Origin of the sequence: Rhizobium sp. YTUHZ045 (assembly GCF_051124255.1) — a bacterium.
Classification (GTDB): domain Bacteria; phylum Pseudomonadota; class Alphaproteobacteria; order Rhizobiales; family Rhizobiaceae; genus Rhizobium.
Window position 1 is genome coordinate 1,733,672 of the sequence record NZ_CP101432.1, and the last position, 18,029, is coordinate 1,751,700.

Below are 18,029 nucleotides of genomic sequence, written 5' to 3' on the forward strand. Positions count from 1 at the left end.
ACCCACCGAGCAGGAAGAACCCATGACTGCAATCACCGATATCATCGCCCGCGAGATCCTCGATAGCCGTGGCAACCCCACCGTCGAAGTCGACGTCTATCTCGAAGACGGCAGCATGGGCCGCGCGGCCGTTCCCTCGGGCGCCTCGACGGGCGCACATGAGGCGGTCGAGCTGCGCGACGGCGGCAAGCGCTACCTCGGCAAGGGCGTCGAAAAGGCGGTCGAGGCCGCCAACACCGAGATCTTCGACGCGATCGGCGGCATCGATGCCGAAAATCAGATCCAGATCGACAACATCATGATCGAGCTCGATGGCACGCCGAACAAGTCGCGCCTCGGCGCCAACGCCATCCTCGGCGTCTCGCTCGCCGTCGCCAAGGCTGCGGCCCAGGCATCCGGCCTGCCGCTTTACCGTTACGTCGGCGGCGCTTCCGCCAGCCTCCTGCCGGTGCCGATGATGAACATCATCAACGGCGGCGCTCATGCCGACAACCCGATCGACTTCCAGGAATTCATGATCCTGCCGGTCGGCGCCGATTCGATCGCCGACGCCGTGCGCATGGGTTCGGAAGTCTTCCATACGCTCCGCAAGGAGCTTGCCGCGCAGGGCCACAACACCAATGTCGGCGACGAAGGCGGCTTCGCTCCCGGCCTGAAGAGTGCGCCCGAAGCCCTGGACTTCATCATGAAGTCGATCGAGAAAGCCGGCTACAAGCCGGGCGACGACATGTGCCTCGGCCTCGACTGCGCCTCGACGGAATTCTTCAAGGACGGCAAGTATGTTCTGGAGGGCGAAGGCCGCACGCTCGAGTCGGGCGCCATGGCCGAATATCTGGCCGAGCTCGCCGGCAAATACCCGATCATCTCGATCGAAGACGGCATGGCCGAAGACGACTGGGAGGGCTGGAAGGCGCTGACCGATCTGATCGGCAAGAAGACTCAGCTCGTCGGCGACGATCTCTTCGTCACCAACTCGGCCCGCCTTCGCGACGGCATCCGCATGGGCGTCGCCAACTCGATCCTCGTCAAGGTCAACCAGATCGGCTCTCTGACGGAAACGCTTGATGCCGTTAACACGGCGCATAAGGCAGCCTATACCGCCGTCATGTCGCACCGCTCCGGAGAAACGGAAGATTCGACCATTGCCGATCTCGCCGTCGCCACCAACTGCGGCCAGATCAAGACCGGCTCACTGTCGCGTTCTGACCGTCTCGCCAAGTACAATCAGCTGATCCGCATCGAGGAGGGCCTAGGCCCCCAGGCCCAATATGCCGGCCGCTCGATCATCAAAGGCTGATCCGATCTGATTTGCAATGCTCGACCCGCGCCTCACCGGCGCGGGTTTTTTCTTGCCGGCGGTTACGGTCAATGAACGGTTAATCTCTGCGCGTTATGCTGAACGAATTGGTAATGCGTTCAAGAGCATGCATGTATGTGGACAAAGCATCATAAGAAGAGAAAGCTCGGCCGCTTCGTCATCCCGGCTATGACGGTCGCGTTCCTTTCCTATTTCGGTTATCATTGCATCCATGGCGATTATGGCCTGCGGGCGACGGAGACGTTCGAGCGTCAGCGCGTTGCGCGCGAAAGGGAGCTTGCCGTCCTGAAGGCGAAGCGCGAACATCTGGAAAGCCAGGTGGCGCTACTGAGTGACGGCTCGCTCGACAAGGACATGCTGGACGAAAAGGCGCGATATCAGCTGAATATGTCGCGTGCGGACGAGATCGTCATATTCAATCATTATTCCAATTAACCGGAATTCGGTTAATTGGAATTTCTGATTTATTTCCAATAATTTAGCGTCGAATACGAGCCATGCAATTATGGCATTGCTGTGGTCATATTTCTTCCCTATGGTACGCGCCACCGAGAAACGACAAACCCATAGGGAGGGTTGAATGGCGCCGCGAAAGACCGCGACCGTTTCCAGCCGCAAAACTGCAGCAAAACCAGCAGCCAAAGCATCGAATGGAGGCCCGGTAGCCGACTTCGACCGGGATGAGGAACTCAAGGCCTATCGCGAGATGCTACTGATCCGCCGCTTCGAGGAGAAGGCCGGTCAGCTTTACGGCATGGGCTTCATCGGCGGCTTTTGTCATCTCTATATCGGTCAGGAAGCTGTCGTCGTCGGCATGCAGATGGCGCAGAAGGAAGGCGATCAGGTCATCACCGCCTATCGCGACCACGGCCACATGCTGGCAACCGGCATGGAGGCGCGCGGGGTCATGGCGGAACTGACCGGGCGCCGCAGCGGCTATTCCCACGGGAAGGGCGGCTCGATGCACATGTTCTCGAAAGAGAAGCATTTCTACGGCGGTCACGGCATCGTCGGCGCCCAGGTTTCGCTCGGAACCGGCCTTGCCTTTGCAAACCACTACCGCGGCAACGGCAATGTCGCCATCGCCTATTTCGGCGACGGCGCTGCCAACCAGGGCCAGGTCTACGAGAGCTTCAACATGGCGGCTCTCTGGAAGCTGCCGATCGTCTATATCGTCGAAAACAACCGTTACGCCATGGGCACCTCGACCGCCCGTGCCACCGCTCAGTCGAATTACTCGCTACGCGGCTCCGGCTTCGGCATTCCCGGCATTCAGGTCGACGGCATGGACGTTCGCGCCGTCAAGGCGGCCGCCGACGAGGCGCTCGAACATTGCCGCTCCGGCAAGGGCCCGATCATTCTCGAAATGCTGACCTATCGTTATCGCGGCCACTCCATGTCCGATCCGGCGAAATATCGCACAAAGGAAGAAGTGCAGAAGATGCGCTCCGAACAGGATCCGATCGAGCAGGTAAAGGCACGCCTCATCGAAAAGGGCTGGGCTTCCGAAGACGATCTGAAGGCGATCGACAAGGATGTTCGCGACATCGTCGCCGACAGCGCCGACTTCGCACAGGCCGATCCGGAGCCGGATGCGTCCGAGCTCTACACCGACATTCTGCTCTAATCGGGGAGGGAACCCATGCCTATCGATATCCTCATGCCCGCCCTCTCTCCGACGATGGAAGAAGGCACGCTGTCCAAATGGCTGAAGCAGGAAGGTGACAAGGTCACTTCTGGCGACGTCATCGCCGAAATCGAAACCGACAAGGCGACGATGGAAGTCGAAGCGGTCGACGAAGGCGTGATCGGCAAGCTGCTGGTCGACGCCGGCACCGAAGGCGTCAAGGTCAACACCAAGATCGCCGTGCTGCTGCAAGATGGCGAATCCGCTTCGGATATATCAGCTGCCAAGCCGGCCGCAGCCGCTCCGCAGGTGGCTCAGGAAGAGAAGCCGACCAACACCGGTTCTGCTTCCGCGCCGCTTCCGGCCGAGCCGAAAGCCGTCGTTCCGAACGATCCGGAAATCCCGGCCGGCACCGAAATGGTGTCGATGACCGTGCGCGAAGCGCTGCGCGACGCCATGGCCGAAGAAATGCGCGCCAACGACGACGTCTTCGTCATGGGTGAGGAAGTCGCCGAATATCAGGGCGCCTACAAGGTCACGCAGGGCCTGCTGCAGGAATTCGGCCCCCGCCGCGTCATCGATACGCCGATCACCGAGCACGGCTTTGCCGGCGTCGGCGTCGGTGCCGCCATGGCCGGCCTTCGCCCGATCGTCGAATTCATGACCTTCAATTTCGCCATGCAGGCGATCGACCACATCATCAACTCGGCCGCCAAGACGCTGTATATGTCCGGCGGCCAGATGGGCGCTCCGATCGTCTTCCGCGGCCCGAACGGTGCCGCCGCCCGCGTCGGCGCCCAGCACAGCCAGGACTATGCCGCCTGGTATAGCGCCATCCCCGGCCTGAAGGTCGTCATGCCGTACACGGCATCCGACGCCAAGGGTCTGCTGAAGGCAGCGATTCGCGATCCGAACCCGATCATCTTCCTCGAAAACGAAATTCTCTACGGCCAGCACTTCGACGTGCCGAAGCTCGATAATTTCGTCCTGCCGATCGGCAAGGCGCGGATCCATCGCCAGGGCAAGGACGTCACCGTCGTCTCCTTCGGCATCGGCATGACCTATGCGACGAAGGCGGCCGCCGAACTCGAACAGCTCGGCATTGACGTTGAACTGATCGACCTTCGCACCATCCGCCCGATGGATCTGCCGACGGTTATCGAATCTGTGAAGAAAACCGGCCGCCTCGTCACCGTCGAGGAAGGTTATCCGCAATCCTCCGTCGGCACCGAAATCGCCACCCGCGTCATGCAGCAGGCCTTCGACTATCTCGATGCGCCGATCCTGACGATTGCGGGCAAGGACGTTCCGATGCCTTACGCCGCCAATCTCGAAAAGCTGGCGCTTCCGAACGTCGGCGAAGTCGTCGATGCGGTGAAGGCTGTTTGCTACAAATAAGGGGAGGGTATTTCGATGCCGATCAATATCACGATGCCCGCCCTCTCTCCGACCATGGAAGAAGGCAATCTTTCCAAGTGGCTGGTCAAGGAAGGCGACACGGTCAAATCTGGCGATGTGATCGCCGAGATCGAGACCGACAAGGCGACGATGGAAGTCGAAGCCGTCGATGAAGGCACGGTCGCCAAGCTGGTCGTCCCGGCCGGCACCGAGGGCGTTAAGGTCAATGCGCTGATCGCCGTTCTCGCCGCCGATGGCGAAGATGTCGCCGCTGCCGCAAGTGGTGCAGGTTCCGCAGCTCCGGCCAAGGCTGAGGCCGCACCTGCGCCGAAGGCCGACGCTGGGCCGGCGAAGGCTGAAGCAGCTCCAGGCACGGCACCGGCGCCTGCCGCAGCACCCGCGGCCGCTTCATCAGGTGGCAACCGCACCTTCTCTTCGCCGCTCGCCCGCCGGCTGGCCAAGGAAGCTGGTATCGACTTGTCGGCCGTCGCCGGTTCCGGTCCGCATGGCCGCGTGATCAAGAGCGATATCGAAGCTGCCGTTGCCGGTGGTGGCGCCAAGGCTGCTGCCGCTCCCGCCGCTGCTGCTCCTCAGGCTGCAGCCGCGCCGGCTCCGGCCGCCGCGCCGAAGGGTGCCTCCGAGGAAGCCGTGCTCAAGCTCTTCGAGCCGGGCTCCTACGAACTCGTGCCGCATGACGGCATGCGCAAGACGATCGCCCGGCGGCTGGTCGAATCCAAGCAGACGATCCCGCATTTCTACGTCAGCGTCGATTGCGAGCTCGACGTGCTGATGGCGCTGCGCGCCCAGCTGAACGATGCGGCGCCGCGCAAGGACAACGCTCCGGCCTACAAGCTCTCGGTCAACGACATGGTCATCAAGGCCATGGCGCTGGCGCTGCGCGACGTTCCGGACGCCAATGTGTCGTGGACCGACAACAACATGGTCAAGCACAAGCACGCCGACGTCGGCGTCGCCGTGTCGATCCCGGGCGGCCTGATCACGCCGATCATTCGCAAGGCCGAGCAGAAGACGCTGTCTGTCATCTCCAACGAGATGCGCGATCTCGGCAAGCGGGCCAAGGACCGCAAGCTGAAGCCCGAGGAATATCAGGGCGGCACGAGTTCTGTGTCGAACATGGGCATGATGGGCGTGAAGAACTTCGCCGCCGTCGTCAACCCGCCGCATGCGACGATCCTCGCGGTCGGCGCCGGCGAGCAGCGGGTGGTCGTCAAGAACGGCGAAATGGCGATCGCCACGGTGATGTCAGTGACGCTGTCGACCGACCATCGCTGCGTCGACGGCGCCCTCGGCGCCGAGTTGCTCCAGGCCTTCAAGGGCTATATCGAAAACCCGATGGGCTTGCTTGTCTGATAGCGAAGCGGAGGCGGAAATGACCAAGACCGTTCTTTGCTATGGTGACTCGCTGACCTGGGGTCATGACCCTGAGGCAATAGGCCGTCATGAGTACAAGAACCGTTGGCCGAGCGTGCTTCAGGCAGCGCTCGGCAGCGATGCGCGTGTTATCGCCGAAGGGCTGAACGGTCGCACCACCGCTTTCGACGACCACCTCGCCGATTGCGACCGCAACGGTGCGCGCGTCCTGCCGACGATCCTGCAGACGCATGCGCCGCTCGACCTCGTCATCCTGCTGCTCGGCACCAATGACATGAAGCCGGTTGTGGCTGGCTCCGCTTTCGCCGCCTGCCAAGGCATCAGCCGGCTGGTGCGGCTGATCCGCAATCATGCCTGGCCGTTCGAGTTCGATGGGCCGGAGATCCTGATCGTGGCGCCGCCGGCGATCTGCGCGACCGGCAATGTGCCCTTCGCCGCATCCTTTCCCGGCGGCATCGAGGAATCGGCAAAGCTCGCAACGCTCTATCGCGACCTTGCCGATGAGCTTGGTTGTGGCTTTTTCGATGGCAATTCCGTCGCCAAGACCACGCCGATCGACGGCATTCACCTCGATGCGGAAAATACGCGGGCGCTCGGGCGCGGGCTGGAATCGATCGTGCGGATGATGCTGGGGATCTGAAAAACTGGTTCACCGGCAGTCTCGGCGCGTTTATCGCCATATGCGCGGCCTCGGCCTCGGACGCAGGCTGCCGGACATCCGAAAGGGCTGGTCGCCGCCAGTCAGGCTGGTCGCAGCAAGCGATAATGAGGCGGCTTTGTCGCTTATGTAAGAAACGGATTCTCGGAGGGCTGCCCGCGCTGATGCCGTGCCGCTCTTCGAAAACAGCAATAGGCACGCGTGGGTGCTCATGACCCGCAGCGCAGCATAGCAAAGGCAGGAAACACATGGCTGAATCCTACGACGTCATCATCATCGGCTCCGGTCCCGGCGGCTATGTCGCCGCCATTCGCGCGTCCCAGCTCGGGCTTAAGACGGCGATCGTCGAGCGCGAACATATGGGCGGCATCTGCCTGAACTGGGGCTGCATACCGACGAAGGCGCTGTTGCGTTCGGCCGAGGTGCTCGATCATGCCAATCACTTCAAGGATTTCGGCCTCGTTCTTGAAGGCACGGTCAAGCCGGATGCCAAGGCCGTCGTCGGCCGCTCGCGCGCTGTCTCCGCCCGTCTCAACGCCGGCGTCGGTTTCCTGATGAAGAAGAACAAGATCGACATCATCTGGGGGGAGGCGAAGCTTTTGAAGCCTGGTGAAATCGTCGTCGGCAAGTCGTCGAAGCCGGTAGTCGAGCCGCAGCACCCGCTGCCAAAGAATGTCAAGGGCGAAGGCACCTATACCGCCAAGCACATCATCATCGCGACCGGCGCCCGTCCGCGCGCGCTGCCCGGCATCGAGCCCGACGGCAAGCTGATCTGGACCTATTTCGAGGCGCTGAAGCCGGATGCGCTGCCGAAGTCGTTGATCGTCATGGGCTCGGGCGCGATCGGCATCGAATTCGCAAGCTTCTATCGCTCGATGGGCGTCGACGTCACGGTGGTGGAGGTCATGCCGACCATCATGCCGGTCGAGGATGCCGAAATCACCGCCATCGCCCGCAAGCAGCTGGAAAAGCGCGGTCTCAAGATCTTCACCAGCGCCAAGGTGACCAAGGTCGAGAAGGCGGCAAACAGCATCACCGCCCATGTCGAGACTGCAGACGGCAAGGTCCAGCAGATCACCGCCGACCGGATGATTTCGGCTGTCGGCGTTCAGGGCAATATCGAAAACCTCGGCCTGGAGGCGCTCGGCATCAAGACCGACCGCGGCTGCGTCGTCGCCGACGGTTACGGCAAGACCAATGTGGCGGGTATCTATGCGATCGGTGATGTCGCCGGCCCGCCGATGCTGGCCCACAAGGCCGAGCATGAGGGCGTCGTCTGCGTCGAAAAAATCGCCGGCCTGCCGAATGTTCATCCCACCGACAAGGGGAAGGTGCCGGGCTGCACCTATTGCAATCCGCAGGTCGCCTCCGTCGGCCTTACGGAAGCCAAGGCCAAGGAGCTGGGCCGCGATATCCGGGTCGGTCGCTTCTCCTTCGCGGCGAACGGCAAGGCGATCGCTCTCGGCGAAGACCAGGGCATGGTCAAGGTGATCTTCGACAAGAAGACCGGCGAACTGCTCGGCGCCCACATGGTTGGCGCCGAAGTCACCGAGCTCATCCAGGGCTTCGTCGTCGCGATGAACCTCGAAACGACCGAGGAAGAACTGATGCATACCATCTTCCCTCATCCGACCGTATCCGAGACGATGAAGGAAGCGGTGCTCGATGCTTACGGTCGTGTACTGAACGCTTGAGAATTTTCGGGGCGCTGCCCTTTTCCGGAGTGGAAAGCCACTCCGGTCGGGTGGAAAAGGCGAAAGGAAATCATCATGTCTATGGAGACGCAGGCGTTGCTGGTGTTTTTGCTGATCGGCCTGGTTGCGGGCTTCCTGGCAAGTCTCGTCGTCGGTGGCGGCGGTTTGATCAGATGCCTGCTGAGCGGCATCATCGGCGCCTTCGTCGGCGGCTATCTGTTCAGCGCGCTCGGCATTTCGCTAGGCATTGAAAATGCGCTGGTCGTGCAGATCATCCACGCCACCGTCGGCGCCATCATCGTGGTGCTGGTCGCCAGAGCGGTCGCTTAGCGCAGATTGAGGGCAGGACAGGCATGGAAAGCGTGGGCTGGATTTCGGCAATCATCATCGGCGGACTTGCGGGCTGGTTGGCCGGCAAGCTGATGGATGCACGATATGGAATTTTCCTGAACATCGTGCTCGGCATTGTCGGCTCGGTTGTCGCCACCGCCATCCTCGCCCAGTTTCACGTTCAACTGGCCGGTGGACGGCTCGGCTATTTCGTGACGGGTTTCCTCGGCGCCTGCCTGCTGATATTCGTTGCGCGACTGGTGCGGCGCTAAATTGCGACGCGTCGTAGGGACTGTGCCGCTTAGGGCGGCGGAAAGCTGAGACTGCAATGGTGACCATTCTCGACACGATCAATCCCGACGCCAAGCGCGTGCGCCATCCTGAGAAGGCGCATCGGCCGGATACGGATGTCATGCGCAAGCCGGATTGGATCCGCGTCAAGGCGCCGACTTCCAAGGGCTATGCCGAGACACGCGCCATCGTGAAGGAGCACAAGCTCGTCACCGTCTGCGAGGAGGCCGGCTGCCCGAATATCGGCGAGTGCTGGGACAAGAAGCACGCGACCTTCATGATCATGGGCGAGATCTGTACCCGCGCCTGCGCCTTTTGCAACGTAGCGACCGGCAAGCCGAATGCGCTCGACATGGCCGAGCCCGAAAACGTCGCCAAGGCCGTCAGGGAGATGGGCCTCAGCCACGTCGTCATCACCTCGGTCGACCGCGACGATCTCGAGGACGGCGGTGCCGAGCACTTCGAAAAAGTGATCTGGGCGATCCGTGCCGCTTCGCCGGCAACGACGATCGAAATCCTGACGCCCGACTTCCTGAAGAAAGCGGGCGCCCTGGAGCGCGTCGTCGCCGCCAAGCCCGACGTCTTCAACCACAATATGGAAACGGTGGCCGGCAACTATCTGACGGTTCGCCCCGGCGCCCGCTATTTCCATTCCATCCGCCTGCTGCAGCGGGTGAAGGAACTCGATCCCACCATGTTCACCAAGTCAGGCATCATGGTCGGCCTTGGCGAGGAGCGCAATGAAGTGCTGCAGCTGATGGACGACCTGCGCACAGCCGATGTCGACTTCCTGACGATCGGCCAATACCTGCAGCCGACCCGCAAGCACCACAAGGTCGAAAGCTTCGTCACGCCCGACGAGTTCAAGTCTTACGAGACGGTCGCCTACAGCAAGGGCTTCCTGATGGTGGCCTCCAGCCCGCTGACCCGCTCGTCACACCATGCCGGCGATGATTTCGCAAGGCTGAGAGCGGCGCGTGAGAAGAAGCTGCTGATCGCGGCCGAATAGGGATGTGTGCTGCGACAGGAGAATATCTCCGGCCTCTAGATCGCCGCCTGCCCCTCATCCGCCTTCCGGCACCTTCTCCCCGCTTGCGGGGAGAAGGGAACATGCCGCACCCGCTTCCTCAATCTCAACGCTGCGTTTGGCATGTCCCCTCTACCCGTTTACGGGGAGAGGGTTAGGGTGAGGGGCAGCCTTTGGCGCAGATGGACCGAGGATAACACGATGCCCCAGAGAGCGGAGCTGCCACTGCGTCAGCAGATCACCGACATCACCGACCTTGAACGGGCGGCCAAGGGCATTCGCACAGCCCGGCGCATTCTCGTGGTGGGCTGCTCGGGCGGCGGGAAATCAACTCTTTCGCTGAAGATCGCCAAGCGCTTCGGACTTCCGTATATTTCGCTCGACCGGGACGTTTTCTGGCTTCCCGGCTGGGTGGCGCGCGACAGGGCGGAGCAGCGAAGAATCATCGCCAGCCGGATCCTCGAAGAACGCTGGATCATGGACGGCACCAACCCGTCCTCACTGGACATCAGGCTGCCGCGGACCGATTTCGTTATCTGGGTCCGCATGCCGCGACTTCTCTGTATCTGGGGTGCGGTCAGCCGATGGGCGAAATGGATTGGCCGCACACGCCCGGAAATGGCACCGGGTTGCATCGAAAAGGTCGATTTAGAATTCCTGCGGTTCATCTGGACCTTCGAGGAGAAATTTGCGCCGCGCATTGCCGCCGGCCTCGCCGAATATGGCCCCGATGTGCCGGTTCTTCAGCTAAAATCCCGCAGCCGGATGGGCGAACTCCTTGATCTTCTGGACGCGCCCGCTTAAGTGCCGCCTATGCCGCAATTCGAAACGCACCGTTCCGTCCCGCACACGCCCGACCAGATGTTCGATCTCGTTGCCGATGTCGAGCGTTATCCCGAATTCCTGCCGCTCTGCGAAGCGCTTTCCGTCAGGAGCCGCAAGGAGCGCGACGGCAAGATCCTGCTCGTGGCCGACATGACCGTCGGTTATAAGGCAATCCGCGAGACCTTCACGACCCAGGTACTGTTGAACCGGGCCGAGCGCGTCATCGAGGTCAAATATATCGACGGCCCATTCAAATATCTGGAAAACCGGTGGCATTTCGCCGAAACTCCCGCCGGTGGCTGCACGATCAATTTTTTCATCGACTACGAGTTCAAGAGCCGCATTCTGGGCGCGCTGATGGGTTCGATGTTCGATCGCGCCTTCCGCATGTTCACCGAAGCCTTCGAAACAAGGGCGAACAGAATCTACATCAAAGTGTGACGGCGATCGCAGCCGGCGTCAGTCGGGCAGCAGCGAATGCACCATCTCCAGCGCCGTCCGTACTGTTGCCAGCCGCACAGCGCTGCGGCCGATATCGCCGTACAGCATCTTTCGGTGGACGGATGCGCCGGTGCGCGACCTGGCGGCAAGATGCACGAGCCCAACCGGTTTTTCCGCCGACCCGCCACCGGGGCCCGCAATGCCGGTGACGGCGACGGCGATCGCGGCGCGCGAGCGGAAGAGGGCGCCCTGCGCCATCTGCCGTGCTGTCTCTTCGGAAACCGCCCCGAAGCCGAGCAGCGTTTGCTCCTGCACCCCAAGCAGTTCCATCTTCGCCGTGTTCGTATAGGTGACGAAGCCGCGGTCGACGACCGCAGACGAGCCCGATATTTCAGTCAGCGCCCCGGCGATCAGCCCGCCGGTGCAGGATTCGGCCGTCGAGATCATCAGCCCGGCAGCCGTGAAGTCGCGGATGATCGCCTCTGCCGCCGACTGGATATCCTCGGGAAAAAGGCTCATCGCTTCATTCCCCGATAGACGACGGTCGCCGTGGCGATCGCCGCAATACCTTCGCGCCGGCCGACGAAGCCGATCTTCTCATTGGTCGTCGCCTTGACCGAGCATCGTTCGAGATCGATGCCGAGATATTCGGACAGTCTTGCCCGCATGGCTTCGCGATGCGGCCCCACCTTCGGCGCCTCGGCGATCAGCGAGACGTCGGCATTCATGATCGTGCCGCCGCGTTCGCGTACGATCCGGGCGGCATGCTCGATGAAGATCTTCGAAGCCGCTCCTTTCCATTGCGGATCGGAGGGCGGGAAATGATCGCCGATATCGCCGGCGCCGCAGGTGGCAAGCAGCGCGTCTGTCAGCGCATGCAGTGCGACGTCGGCATCGGAATGGCCCTTGAGCTTCTGATCATGCGGAATGAACACGCCGCAGAGGGTCACGCCGTCGCCCGCTTCGAGCTGGTGCACGTCATAGCCGTTGCCGGTGCGCACGTCGGGAAGCAGCGGGGCCGACAGCTTGTCGTCGGCCATGGCGATATCGCGCTTGACCGTCAGCTTGACGTTGTCGGGCGTGCCCTCGACGATGGTCACCGGAATGCCGGCCCATTCGGCGATCGAGGCGTCGTCGGTGAAATCGCTTCGCCCTCTCGCCGCCGCCTTCTCATGCGCGTCGAGGATCGCTGCGAAGGCGAAGGATTGCGGCGTCTGCGCTGCATAAAGGTGCTCGCGCGAGACCGTCGTCAGCACGGTGCCGGCGCCGTCGGTGCGTTTCAGCGTATCGGTGACCGGCATGGCCGGCAGCACTGCCTGTGCGCCGTCGCCAAGGCTTTCGGCAATGCGGTCGAGAAGCCCGTGGTCGAAGAAGGGTCGCACCGCATCGTGGATCAGCACATGGCCGACATGCTTGTCCTTGAGGTATCTCAGGCCAGCAAGCACGGACTGTTGCCTGGTCGCGCCGCCATGTACCGTTTCGATCGGCGTTGCCGAGACGATATGGCGAGACGCCTTGGCAAACAGCGCCGCGTCGTCGGGATGAATGACGACGACGATCTGTTTGGCAGCTTCCCATGTCATGAAGTTTTCAAGCGTATGGACGATAACCGGCTTGCCGCCGATAATGCGATATTGCTTGGGGCCTTCCGTGGAGGATCCGGCGCGCTCGCCACGGCCGGCGGCAACGATGACAATTCCAGCCGATATCGGTTGCTTGGACGGCATTTGCAGCATAAATCCCCTAAATTATGCGGAATTGACCGGAGTGCTCTAACCTCTTGCTGGAAGCTTTTCCAGCATCTGCCCTGAAAAATATCGATTTCGATCCGAGCCCCCTTGGCAAAGGCAGCGATCTGTGGCTAAAAATAATGCAGCTCCATGGTGTGCCTGAAAGATAATCATTTGATTTGCAAGAATCTCGCAGCGCCTTTCCGAATCGGACCCGTGTCCGTGCGGAACCGCGTTGTGCTGGCGCCGATGTCCGGCGTCACGGACATGCCCTTCCGCGAGCTTGCCTGGCGCTTCGGCGCCGGCCTCGTCGTTACCGAGATGGTGGCGAGCCGCGAGCTGGTCAATGACACCGCCGAATCCTGGTCGCGGCTGAAGGCTGCCGGCTTCCGGCCGCATATGGTGCAACTCGCCGGGCGCGAAGCGCACTGGATGGCGGAAGCGGCGAAGATCGCGGCCGATCATGGCGCCGACATCATCGACATCAACATGGGCTGTCCGGCAAAGAAGGTGATCGGCGGTTATTCCGGCTCGGCGCTGATGCGCGATCCAGATCACGCGCTCAGCCTGATAGAGGCGACGGTCCAGGCCGTGGACATTCCGGTGACGCTGAAGATGCGCCTCGGCTGGGACGAGAATTCCATCAATGCGCCCGAGATTGCCCGCCGCGCCGAGGCGGCCGGCATCCAGCTGGTGACCATCCACGGCCGCACCCGCATGCAATTTTACGAAGGTCGCGCCGATTGGGACGCGATCCGCGCTGTCCGCGAGGTGATCTCCGTTCCGCTGATCGCCAATGGCGACGTCGAGACTGCTGATGACGCGCAGGATATCCTGCGCCGCTCCGGCGCCGATGCCGTCATGATCGGCCGGGGCTGCCAGGGCAGGCCGTGGCATGCCGGCGTGCTCGCCGGAGCGGCAGAACCGCGACGCGAAGAGATTGCCGATATCGCCGTCGAACATTACCGAATGATGCTCGATTTTTATGGTGAGGCGGTGGCGATCCGTCATGCCCGCAAGCATCTCGGCTGGTATCTTGAGCGGTTTGCTCCCGCGCTTGTCGGTGGCTTGAAGACAGACATCATGACCTCGCGTGACCCGCGTGAGGTGGCCGCGCGCCTTTATGACGCATTGGCCGCAGGTGCGCTCGACAGCCGGGAGGCGGCATGACGAAGGATATGACATCTCCGCCTGACCACGCCGGCGGAACCGTTGCCATGGCCGTGCTGAACGCCATCCAGAACCCAGTGGTCATGGTCGATGAATCCGGTTTCGTCGCCTTCGCCAATTGGGAGGCGGAAGCATTCTTTGGCGCCAGCGCCTCGCATTTGGCGCGTTATCGGATTTCGACCTTCATTCCCTTCGGCAGTCCGCTGCTCGCCCTGATCGACCAGGTGCGTGAGCGCAAGGCGCCTGTCAACGAATACCGTGTCGACCTGAGTTCCCCGCGCCTCGGCCAGGACAAGCTCGTCGATCTCTATGTCGCTCCGGTGCTGAGCGAACCCGGCGCCGTTGTCATCGTCTTCCAGGAACGCTCGATGGCCGACAAGATCGATCGGCAGCTGACGCATCGCGCTGCCGCCCGTTCCGTGACCGGACTTGCCTCCATGCTGGCGCATGAGATCAAGAACCCGCTCTCCGGCATCCGGGGTGCTGCCCAGTTGCTCGAACAATCGGTGATCGACGACGACCGGGCGCTGACCCGGCTGATCTGCGACGAGACCGACCGCATCGTCTCGCTGGTCGACCGCATGGAGGTCTTTTCCGACGAACGCCCGGTCGACCGCATGCCGGTCAATATCCATTCCGTGCTCGATCACGTGAAGGCGGTCGCCAAGGCGGGCTTTGCGCGCAATATCCGCATCACCGAGAGTTACGACCCATCGCTGCCGGCTGTCTATGCCAATCGCGACCAGCTCGTCCAGGTCTTCCTCAACCTGGTGAAGAACGCCGCCGAAGCCGTCGGCGACCGGCCGGACGGCGAGATCATGCTGACGACCGCCTATCGCCCCGGCATCCGTCTGTCGGTCGCCGGCACGCGCGAAAAAATCTCGCTGCCGCTGGAGTTCTGCGTCCACGACAACGGGCCCGGCGTCCCCGCCGATCTGCTGCCGCATCTCTTCGATCCCTTCATCACCACCAAGACGAACGGCAGCGGCCTCGGCCTGGCGCTGGTCGCCAAGATCATCGGCGATCACGGCGGCATCATCGAATGCGACAGCCAGAATAGCCGCACGACTTTCCGCGTTCTCATGCCGGCGTCGAAGGACGCCTCGCTCGAGGATGCCTCTTCCGTAAGCTCGACAGGACCTTCTCGATGACAGCCACGATCCTCGTTGCAGATGATGATGCCGCCATACGCACCGTGCTCAACCAGGCTTTGAGCCGCGCCGGTTATGACGTTCGCATCACCTCCAACGCCGCAACGCTGTGGCGCTGGATTTCGGCGGGCGAGGGCGATCTTGTCGTCACCGACGTGGTGATGCCCGACGAGAACGCATTCGACCTTTTGCCGCGTATCAAGAAGGCCCGTCCGGATCTGCCGGTCCTCGTCATGAGCGCCCAGAACACCTTCATGACCGCCATCAAGGCGTCCGAGAAGGGCGCCTATGATTATCTGCCGAAGCCTTTCGACCTGACAGAACTCATCGGCATTATCGGCCGGGCTCTGGCCGAGCCGAAGCGCAAGCCCGCCAAGCTCGAGGAGGACATGCAGGACGGCATGCCGCTGGTCGGCCGCTCGGCGGCGATGCAGGAAATCTATCGCGTGCTCGCTCGGCTGATGCAGACCGATCTGACGCTGATGATCACCGGCGAATCCGGCACCGGCAAGGAGCTTGTCGCCCGCGCCCTGCACGATTACGGCAAGCGCCGCAACGGCCCCTTCGTGGCGATCAACATGGCGGCGATCCCGCGCGACCTGATCGAATCGGAACTCTTCGGTCACGAGAAGGGCGCCTTCACCGGCGCCCAGACCCGCTCGACCGGCCGATTCGAGCAGGCCGAAGGCGGCACGCTCTTCCTCGATGAAATCGGCGACATGCCGATGGACGCCCAGACCCGGCTTCTGCGCGTGTTGCAGCAGGGCGAATACACCACCGTCGGCGGCCGCACGCCGATCCGCACCGACGTGCGCATCGTTGCCGCCACCAACAAGGATCTGAAGCAGGCGATCAACCAGGGCCTGTTCCGTGAGGATCTCTACTACCGCCTCAACGTCGTGCCGCTGCGCCTGCCGCCGCTGCGCGACCGCGCCGAGGACATTCCCGATCTCGTGCGCCATTTCATTCAGCAGGCGGAAAAGGAGGGCCTCGGCTCCAAACGCTTCGATCAGGAAGCGTTGGAATTGATGAAGGCCTACGCCTGGCCGGGCAACGTCCGCGAGCTGGAAAATCTGATCCGCCGCCTGATGGCGCTCTATCCGCAGGATGTCATCACCCGCGAGATCATCGATGCCGAGCTGCGCTCCGACGTGCCCGACAGCCCGATCGACAAGGGGCCGATCCGCAATGGTTCGATGACGATCGCTCAGGCGGTCGAGGAGAACATGCGCACCTATTTCTCCAGTTTCGGCGACAACCTGCCGCCGCCTGGCCTCTATGACCGCGTGCTAACCGAAATGGAATATCCGCTGATCCTCGCCGCGCTCACGGCAACCCGCGGCAATCAGATCAAGGCGGCCGATCTTCTCGGGCTCAACCGCAACACCCTGCGCAAGAAAATCAGAGAACTCGGCGTCTCTGTCTACAGAAGCTCCCGCACCGCCTGAAGAAAAGGCGGTGGGCTCCTCGTCTGCCCACCGCCACTCCTCCCCAGTATCCGCCGCCACGGTCGGGAACAAAACTTAATCTATCCAAGCTCCGTCGCGATTTGTATCTGCGCCGGCAAACAAAAGCGCAGTGTCATCCGGCGGTCACATAGTATTTGTGAGCTATTGTTTGCCGTTCGCGAAATGTCATTGAAGTTGCTGCATTCGCCGCCGCCACGCCTGTGGATAAGCTGTGGATAACAGGCGGATGAGATAGGGAGGTCGCGGCCAATTACGTCCGCAATTCCGCGTGCATGTTGCCAATTTGTTCCAATGTTATCGCCGACGTTCCTCGCGATCAGCCTGGCGAAACGACCGCCAACACGGCCCGCTTCGCAGCGGCAACGGCCCCAGCGAGGAAGCCGGCTTCAATCGCGCTCGTTTCGCTGCCGGCCATAAACAGTCGCTGGCCCCATAGTCCGGAGAGCGAGTTCGCGTCCTCAGCCGACAAATGTCCAGTTGCAAGGGGGTCACGGCTTGTCGCAGTCAATGGATCGGCCGCCCAGTCTTTCAAAAGCGTGCTGCGCGGTTCAGATGCGCCCGCACCGAAGATTCGAGCGAACTGAGCAAGGCAGGCCTTCTTCAACGCCTCGTCACCCAATGCCGCTCGCTGGTCAGCGCCAATACCGATGAAGCCAAAGAGCGCGGCCTTTCCGTTGGCGAGGGTAGCGTCATGCATTTCGACCATGGGCCCGACCATGCTCTGGGCCGTCCCCGACAATCCGTCGTCACGCCAGAAGGGCCGATTATATATCGCGAAGAACTTGGCGTGCGGCGCCATCCAGGTCGGAGTATCCCGCCAACGAGCCAAGGTGTATTGCTCTTGTGGCGGCGTGAAAGTCACATTTGCCTCGAGCAGTCGAGGCGGCAGGGCGCAAATTACCTTTGATGCGTGGACCACCGCAGCCATGCCGTCCGGAGTCTTCAAGGTGATCTCCACGCCTTCGCCGGTAAGCGCCATGGCCGACACATGGGTGTTGAGTCGAATTCTGTCGGCAGGAATGTCTCGTTCCAGAGCTCGCACCAGCGCCGCCGAACCGCCGGTCAGCCGGAGAGATTTTCCTTGCTGTTCGACAGGGCGATACCTTTGCGGTCCTTCGCGCGACATTCGCTCGAAGATCACATCGCCATTGTTATTTTGCGAGAACGACTGGAGCCCCAGTTCGGAGACGAGGTCCGCCATATCAGGTTGCATCATCGGCCAAAACCAGGAGGGGCCGAGATCGAACCCGTCGTCGGTAGGCATTCCATGTTCGTCTGATGTCAGGATGCGGCCGCCCAGCCGATCCCGTGCTTCAAGCAAGAGAAAATCGATACCCATCGACTTGAGGGCCCGTGCCGCGCAGAGCCCGGCGAGCCCCGCGCCGACGATAGCGACTTCGCATCTTTTCATCAAAGTACCTCTGGCCCGCCGGCAGAATGCGGAAGCGAGCGAATTCCAGCGCGGGCTCTATTTACAGGACCGCGCAGGCCGGCGTCCAGCACAAAGG

At 62.0% G+C, this 18,029-nt stretch carries 18 protein-coding genes and 1 pseudogene; 16 read left to right on the forward strand and 3 right to left on the reverse strand.

Annotated elements, in window-relative coordinates; genetic code table 11:
• Window positions 1-22 precede the first annotated feature (22 nt).
• The 13 genes and pseudogenes from eno to NMA58_RS08865 all read left to right on the forward strand — a co-directional run bounded on the left by eno (window position 23) and on the right by NMA58_RS08865 (window position 11,001).
• Window positions 23-1,297 carry a phosphopyruvate hydratase gene (gene eno / locus NMA58_RS08805; RefSeq protein ID WP_097598589.1) on the forward strand — a complete coding sequence of 425 codons (1,275 nt, stop codon included), beginning with the start codon at window positions 23-25 and terminating at the stop codon, window positions 1,295-1,297.
• 135 nt (window positions 1,298-1,432) lie between these two features.
• Window positions 1,433-1,753 (forward strand): FtsB family cell division protein, encoded by a 321-nt coding sequence (locus tag NMA58_RS08810; RefSeq protein ID WP_064802306.1) that lies wholly within the window; start codon window positions 1,433-1,435, stop codon window positions 1,751-1,753.
• A gap of 145 nt (window positions 1,754-1,898) precedes the next feature.
• Window positions 1,899-2,945, forward strand: a complete 1,047-nt coding sequence (pdhA, locus tag NMA58_RS08815; protein ID WP_011425209.1) for a pyruvate dehydrogenase (acetyl-transferring) E1 component subunit alpha — start codon at window positions 1,899-1,901, stop codon at window positions 2,943-2,945.
• Window positions 2,946-2,960: 15 nt separating this feature from the next.
• Complete coding sequence (locus NMA58_RS08820; RefSeq protein ID WP_434713029.1) at window positions 2,961-4,343, forward strand: pyruvate dehydrogenase complex E1 component subunit beta; 1,383 nt, start codon at window positions 2,961-2,963, stop codon at window positions 4,341-4,343.
• Between the two features lie 15 nt (window positions 4,344-4,358).
• Complete coding sequence (locus NMA58_RS08825) at window positions 4,359-5,714, forward strand: pyruvate dehydrogenase complex dihydrolipoamide acetyltransferase (protein WP_434713030.1); 1,356 nt, start codon at window positions 4,359-4,361, stop codon at window positions 5,712-5,714.
• Window positions 5,715-5,733: 19 nt separating this feature from the next.
• The gene (locus tag NMA58_RS08830; RefSeq protein ID WP_434713031.1) at window positions 5,734-6,375 is read left to right on the forward strand and encodes an SGNH/GDSL hydrolase family protein; all 642 of its coding nucleotides are present in this window, start codon (window positions 5,734-5,736) and stop codon (window positions 6,373-6,375) included.
• A gap of 2 nt (window positions 6,376-6,377) precedes the next feature.
• Window positions 6,378-6,625: pseudogene (locus NMA58_RS08835) on the forward strand (GNAT family N-acetyltransferase); the annotation flags it as partial.
• A gap of 16 nt (window positions 6,626-6,641) precedes the next feature.
• A complete protein-coding gene (gene lpdA, locus NMA58_RS08840; RefSeq protein ID WP_434713032.1) occupies window positions 6,642-8,087 on the forward strand; it encodes a dihydrolipoyl dehydrogenase in 1,446 nt (481 codons plus the stop codon).
• Window positions 8,088-8,162: 75 nt separating this feature from the next.
• Window positions 8,163-8,417 carry a GlsB/YeaQ/YmgE family stress response membrane protein gene (locus tag NMA58_RS08845; protein WP_011425215.1) on the forward strand — a complete coding sequence of 85 codons (255 nt, stop codon included), beginning with the start codon at window positions 8,163-8,165 and terminating at the stop codon, window positions 8,415-8,417.
• 23 nt (window positions 8,418-8,440) lie between these two features.
• Window positions 8,441-8,689: a GlsB/YeaQ/YmgE family stress response membrane protein gene (locus tag NMA58_RS08850; protein ID WP_085778064.1), complete on the forward strand. Its 249-nt coding sequence runs from the start codon at window positions 8,441-8,443 to the stop codon at window positions 8,687-8,689.
• A 56-nt stretch (window positions 8,690-8,745) separates the two neighbouring features.
• Window positions 8,746-9,717 carry a lipoyl synthase gene (gene lipA / locus NMA58_RS08855; RefSeq protein WP_434713033.1) on the forward strand — a complete coding sequence of 324 codons (972 nt, stop codon included), beginning with the start codon at window positions 8,746-8,748 and terminating at the stop codon, window positions 9,715-9,717.
• 219 nt (window positions 9,718-9,936) lie between these two features.
• Window positions 9,937-10,539 carry an AAA family ATPase gene (locus tag NMA58_RS08860; RefSeq protein WP_183703088.1) on the forward strand — a complete coding sequence of 201 codons (603 nt, stop codon included), beginning with the start codon at window positions 9,937-9,939 and terminating at the stop codon, window positions 10,537-10,539.
• A 9-nt stretch (window positions 10,540-10,548) separates the two neighbouring features.
• Window positions 10,549-11,001, forward strand: coding sequence for a type II toxin-antitoxin system RatA family toxin (locus tag NMA58_RS08865; protein ID WP_434713034.1), 453 nt, complete (start codon window positions 10,549-10,551; stop codon window positions 10,999-11,001).
• A gap of 18 nt (window positions 11,002-11,019) precedes the next feature.
• Here the strand turns inward: NMA58_RS08865 and NMA58_RS08870 are convergent, their stop codons facing one another.
• Window positions 11,020-11,520, reverse strand: coding sequence for a CinA family protein (locus NMA58_RS08870; protein ID WP_434713036.1), 501 nt, complete (start codon window positions 11,518-11,520; stop codon window positions 11,020-11,022).
• Window positions 11,517-12,737 (reverse strand): bifunctional 2-C-methyl-D-erythritol 4-phosphate cytidylyltransferase/2-C-methyl-D-erythritol 2,4-cyclodiphosphate synthase, encoded by a 1,221-nt coding sequence (locus NMA58_RS08875; RefSeq protein WP_434713037.1) that lies wholly within the window; start codon window positions 12,735-12,737, stop codon window positions 11,517-11,519. The genes NMA58_RS08870 and NMA58_RS08875 overlap by 4 nt, the downstream gene beginning before the upstream one ends.
• 144 nt (window positions 12,738-12,881) lie before the next feature.
• Here NMA58_RS08875 and dusB point away from each other — a divergent pair, with 144 nt between their 5' ends.
• From dusB to ntrC, 3 genes are read left to right on the forward strand one after another with little or no spacing between them, the layout of a single operon-like run.
• A complete protein-coding gene (dusB, locus tag NMA58_RS08880; protein ID WP_434713038.1) occupies window positions 12,882-13,901 on the forward strand; it encodes a tRNA dihydrouridine synthase DusB in 1,020 nt (339 codons plus the stop codon).
• A complete protein-coding gene (locus NMA58_RS08885) occupies window positions 13,898-15,052 on the forward strand; it encodes a two-component system sensor histidine kinase NtrB (RefSeq protein ID WP_434713039.1) in 1,155 nt (384 codons plus the stop codon). The genes dusB and NMA58_RS08885 overlap by 4 nt, the downstream gene beginning before the upstream one ends.
• Window positions 15,049-16,500: a nitrogen regulation protein NR(I) gene (gene ntrC / locus NMA58_RS08890; protein WP_430959879.1), complete on the forward strand. Its 1,452-nt coding sequence runs from the start codon at window positions 15,049-15,051 to the stop codon at window positions 16,498-16,500. Before NMA58_RS08885 ends, ntrC begins: the two co-directional genes overlap by 4 nt.
• A 337-nt stretch (window positions 16,501-16,837) precedes the next feature.
• On the opposite strand, the gene NMA58_RS08895 is transcribed toward ntrC, so the two are convergent.
• Entirely contained in the window at window positions 16,838-17,932 is a 1,095-nt protein-coding gene (locus NMA58_RS08895) for a flavin monoamine oxidase family protein (protein ID WP_434713041.1), read from the reverse strand.
• Between the last annotated feature and the right edge of the window lie 97 nt (window positions 17,933-18,029).